Source organism: Cellulomonas hominis, from assembly GCF_005239125.1.
GTDB lineage: Bacteria > Actinomycetota > Actinomycetes > Actinomycetales > Cellulomonadaceae > Cellulomonas > Cellulomonas hominis_A.
In genome coordinates, this window is the sequence record NZ_SZYE01000264.1 from 1 (window position 1) to 4308 (window position 4308).

General features: G+C 78.9%; 5 protein-coding genes and 2 pseudogenes. 4 read left to right on the plus strand and 3 right to left on the minus strand.

Going from position 1 to position 4308, the window contains the following annotated elements:
• Both FA014_RS20290 and dtd read left to right on the plus strand, forming a co-directional pair.
• A pseudogene (locus FA014_RS20290) lies at window positions 1–183 on the plus strand (hypothetical protein); the annotation flags it as partial.
• Window positions 180–617 (plus strand): D-aminoacyl-tRNA deacylase, encoded by a 438-nt coding sequence (gene dtd, locus FA014_RS18470; RefSeq protein WP_154731083.1) that lies wholly within the window; start codon window positions 180–182, stop codon window positions 615–617. The pseudogene FA014_RS20290 and the gene dtd, both read left to right, overlap by 4 nt.
• 29 nt (window positions 618–646) lie before the next feature.
• Here dtd and FA014_RS18475 read toward each other — a convergent pair whose 3' ends face one another.
• Both FA014_RS18475 and FA014_RS18480 read right to left on the minus strand, forming a co-directional pair.
• Complete coding sequence (locus FA014_RS18475; protein WP_154731084.1) at window positions 647–1129, minus strand: GNAT family N-acetyltransferase; 483 nt, start codon at window positions 1127–1129, stop codon at window positions 647–649.
• A gap of 92 nt (window positions 1130–1221) precedes the next feature.
• Window positions 1222–1446 carry a hypothetical protein gene (locus FA014_RS18480; protein WP_154731085.1) on the minus strand — a complete coding sequence of 75 codons (225 nt, stop codon included), beginning with the start codon at window positions 1444–1446 and terminating at the stop codon, window positions 1222–1224.
• A 93-nt stretch (window positions 1447–1539) separates the two neighbouring features.
• Between FA014_RS18480 and FA014_RS18485 the strand changes: the two genes are divergently transcribed.
• A complete protein-coding gene (locus FA014_RS18485) occupies window positions 1540–2064 on the plus strand; it encodes an O-acetyl-ADP-ribose deacetylase (RefSeq protein ID WP_154731086.1) in 525 nt (174 codons plus the stop codon).
• 43 nt (window positions 2065–2107) lie between these two features.
• Here FA014_RS18485 and FA014_RS18490 read toward each other — a convergent pair whose 3' ends face one another.
• Complete coding sequence (locus tag FA014_RS18490) at window positions 2108–3265, minus strand: pyridoxal phosphate-dependent aminotransferase (protein WP_195969371.1); 1158 nt, start codon at window positions 3263–3265, stop codon at window positions 2108–2110.
• A gap of 239 nt (window positions 3266–3504) precedes the next feature.
• Between FA014_RS18490 and FA014_RS18495 the strand changes: the two are divergent.
• A pseudogene (locus FA014_RS18495) lies at window positions 3505–4308 on the plus strand (hypothetical protein); the annotation flags it as partial.

Sequence of the window (4308 nt, forward strand, 5' to 3'; positions counted from 1 at the left end):
GTCGCGGGCGCGGGCGCGGTGCCGGGCGCCGACCTCGCGGCGCTCGACGCGCTCGGGGACGTGCCGGTCCTCGGGCACGGCGAGCCCGTCGGGGCGGTGGTGCCGGCGTTCGACGCTGCCGCGACCGCGGACGGGCCGGCCGACGCGACCGTGGACGGGCCGGCCGACGGGGCGACCGCGTGAGGGCGGTCGTCCAGCGCGCCAGCCGGGCCTCGGTCACGGTGGACGGCGCGGTCGTCGGCGCGTTCGACGGCGAGGGCCTGGTCGTGCTGGTCGGGGTGACCCCGGGCGACGGCCCCGAGCAGGTGGAGTACCTCGCGCGGAAGATCGCCGACCTGCGCGTCCTGCGCGGCGAGCGGTCGGCCGCCGAGGCCGGTGCGCCGGTGCTCGTCGTCAGCCAGTTCACGCTCTACGGCGACGCCCGCAAGGGCCGGCGGCCCACCTGGAACGCCGCCGCACCCGGACCGGTGGCGGAGCCGCTGGTCGAGGCGGTGGTGGCGGACCTGCGCGCCCGCGGCCTCACCGTGGCCACGGGGGTGTTCGGGGCGGACATGGCGGTCGAGCTGGTCAACGACGGCCCGGTGACCCTCCTGCTGGAGTCCGCGCCCGTCGCCTGACCGGCGGCGGCCCGGCCGAGGGCCGGCGGTCAGGCCAGGCGGAGGACCAGGCGCTCCTCGACCTTCGACGGGTCGCGCGTCTGCGCGTGCCGCTCGCCCGTGCGGACGAACCCGGCGCGGACGAACAGGTCACCCGCGGCGTGGTTGCCGTCGACCACCCACAGCGACACCGTGGCGGCGCCCTCCGCCCGGGCGGCGTCCTTCACCGCGTCGAGCAGCGCCCACGCCATCCCGCGCCGGCGCGCCTCCGGGGCGACCCAGAGCTGCACCACGTGCCGGTCCGAGGTCGGCGAGCCCGGCTCCTGGATCATGCCGACGAGCCCGCGCGGGGTGCCGTCCTCGTCGACGACCCAGGTGGCCGCGCTGCGCAGGCGCATCCGCCAGTGCGGCTCGGCGAACAGCTCCTCGCGCGCCAGCGACGACCCGAACACGTCGGGGTCCTCCCGGAGCGCGCGCAGCCGCACGTCGCGGACCGACCGCCACTCGTCCTCCTGCACGCGCCTGATCTGCACGCCGACAGCATGCCAAACGGCTCGCGGCCCGTCGCCCGGGCGGCCCGGCGCGCCCCCGGGTGAACGGGGCCGCGCCGGGTGCGACCCCGGCGTCAGGGGTGCAGGCGCGCGTCGTCGGCGCCGAGCTCCGGCACGCCGTGGCCCGCGGGATCGGGCACGGCCCGGGCGACGTCGGCCACGTCCTCCTCGGGGCGCGGCGGGATCGTCTCGTCGGCCTCGAGCTGCGGCACGTCCTCGCGGCCGTCGTGCCCGACCGGCACGGCCTCGGTGCCGTCGGGGCCGGTGGGGATCGGCTCGGTGGGGATCGGCTCGGTCACGGGTTCCTCCCGGGGGCTCGCAGGTGGGGCCACCGTAGGCCGGGCGGCTCGCGCCCGCAGGACGACGGCCGAGGTCCGCGCCACGATGGGGGCATGCTGATCGAGGCCGTGCCCGGGGACATCACCGACCAGGACGTCGACGCGGTCGTGAACGCGGCCAACTCGTCGCTGCTCGGCGGCGGGGGCGTCGACGGCGCGATCCACGCGGCCGCGGGGCCCGGCCTGCTGGCCGAGTGCCGCGAGCTGCGCCGCACGTCGCTGCCCGACGGGCTCCCGGTCGGCGACGCGGTGGCCACCGGTGCCGGTCGGCTGCGGGCCCGGTGGGTGATCCACACGGTCGGCCCGAACGCGCACGCCGGCCAGACGGACCCCGCGCTGCTGCGCTCGGCGTTCACCCGGTCGCTCGACGTGGCGGCGGAGGTCGGTGCCCGCACGGTGGCGTTCCCGGCGATCAGCGCGGGCGTCTACGGCTGGGCGCCGGCGACCGTGGCGGAGGTGGCGGTCGCCGCCGTGCGCGGGTGGGCCGCGACGCACCCGGACGCCGTCGACCTCGTGCGGTTCGTGCTGTTCTCGCCCGGGGTGCTGCGGGCGTTCGAGGACGCGCTGGCCGAGCACTGAGCCGCCTGGTGGGCGGCGACGCCGTCGCGGCCCCCGCTCCGCCTCAGCCGGCCGCGACCCGGGCCCGCGCGGGCAGCCGGGACAGCCCGGTCCGCAGGTCGTCCGCGCTCGCGGTCAACGAGATCCGCACCCAGCCCTCGCCGCGCGCGCCGAACGCCGAGCCCGGCGCGACCGCGACCCCGGCCGTGCGGGCCAGGTCCTCCGCCCACGCCGCGACGTCGCCGCCGGTCGCGTGGGAGACGTCCGCCCACAGGTAGATGCCGCCGCCGGCTCGCAGCCAGGGGATGCCGCGCTCGTCGAGCACCGCCGTGGCGAGGTCCCGGTGCTCCCGGTACGTGCGCCGCGCGTGCTCCACGGCGTCCTGCGGCCCGGTCAGCGCCGCCAGGGCCGCGTACTGCGCCGGGGTGTTCACGCAGGACACGACGGACTCCTGCAGCGTGGGCATCAGCGGTGCCATCCGGTCCGGGACCACCAGCACGCCGACCCGGAACCCGGTCATCGCGTGGGTCTTCGAGAACGTGTGCAGCGTCAGCACCCGGCCGTCGGTGTCGAACCGGGCCGCGGGGACGTGCGGGGTGCCGTCGGTGAACGCGGCGTAGCACTCGTCGGAGAGCACCCACAGGTCGTGCCGCCGGGCGAGCTCCAGCAGCTCCGCCACCAGCGCGGCGGGCAGGGTGGTGCCGAGCGGGTTCGACGGCGAGTTGAGCAGCAGCACCCGGGTGCGGTCGGTGATGGCCGCCTCGACCGCGGCGGGGTCCGGCAGGAAGCCGTCCTCGGCCCGCAGGGCGTAGGGCTGCGCCTCGGCCTGGAGCAGCCGGGTCGCCATCGTGAACGGCGGGTACCCCGGGTCCGGGACCAGCACGCCGTCGCCAGCGCCGACGGTGAGGCTCAGCGCGAGGTGCAGCGCCTGCGCGCCGCCCGCGGTGATCCAGACGTTGTCCCGGCGCACCGGCAGGGCGTGCTCCGGGTCGAGCCAGTCGGCCACGGCGTCCCGCAGCGGGGCGATGCCGCCGTTCGGGGTGTACCGGGTGTCGTCCCGGGCGAGCGCCTCCCGGGCGGCGTCCAGCACGTGCGGCGCCGTCGGCAGGTCCGGCTCCCCGACGCTCAGCACCACGGCGCCGGGCAGCGACCACGCCAGCTCGGTGATCCGCCGGATCCCGGAGGCGGGGACGGCGCGGGCGTGGGCGGCGATCTCGGGCACGCGGTGCAGGCTAACCCCGCCGTGTGTCGGCGCCGTGTCCACCCCGGCGCCCCCGGCGCCCCCGGTGCCCCCGGTGCCGAGCCTGCACTCGTCGTGGGGTTCGCGCGGTCGGAACCCGACGACGAGTGCGACCTCGGCGGGGTGGGGGTGGGCGGTGCGTGGGCGGGGTCGGTGCGCGCGAGAGGTCGGCGGGGGCGGTGCGCCGGGCCGCTGGGCTGCGGCGTTGGCAGGATGGGGCCGTGAGTGCCGCACCCGACGTCCCGTCCGCCCTGTCCGGGGCCGCCGCCCGCACCACCGTCACCGCCGCCGTCGCCGCCGGGCTCGGCGTGCTCGCGTGGTGGTTGCTGCGGCTGGGCGCGCACGACGCCACGCTGGTGCGCTGGGAGTGCTTCGCGGGCACCTGCGCGACCGACGACTTCGCGGGGGCGGCGCCGGTGCTCGGCGGGATGGCGCTGCTCGCGACCGCCGCCGTGGCCTGGCCGGTGACCCGCCGGGCGACGCCGGGACTGGCGGCCGTGCTCGGCTCGGGGGCGCTGCTCGCGGGGTGGTCGGCCGCGGTGTCCGACGGGCTGAGCACGGACCAGGCGGTCCGCCGGCCGGTGCTGGTCGCGGCCCTCGTCCTCGCGCTGGGGCTGGTGGCGGCGCTGTGGGGCGGGATCCGGACCCTGCGGGACGCCGGCGGCCTGGCGCGGCTGCGCGGCCGGACCGGGACGTGGGCGCGCGTGCGGGACTACGAGAGCGCCCCCGGCCCGGTCGTCGGGGCGACGGTGCACTTCGACGACGCGCGCGGGGTCCGGCACGCGGTGCGCACGCGGGTCCCGCGGGCCGCGTTCACGCACCCCCCGCGGGCGTACTACGACCCCGAGCGGCCGGACGACCCGCAGCGGCTGGTCGTCGTGGTGCCGTCCCCGCCGCTGACCGCCGCGGGCCGGCGAGCCCGGGAGCAGGCGGTGCGTGCGCTGCTGCCGCTGCCGGACGACGACCTGGCGGGCGGTGGCACCGCGGGCGCCGGCCGGGAGGGGCCGGGCCGGGACGGGTCGGGC

What these genes read in the sequence shown, in the direction of transcription:
- FA014_RS18485 (WP_154731086.1), top strand. Translation starts at nt 1,540, where the DNA reads ATGCTGATCGAGGCCGTGCCCGGGGACATCACCGACCAGGACGTCGAC.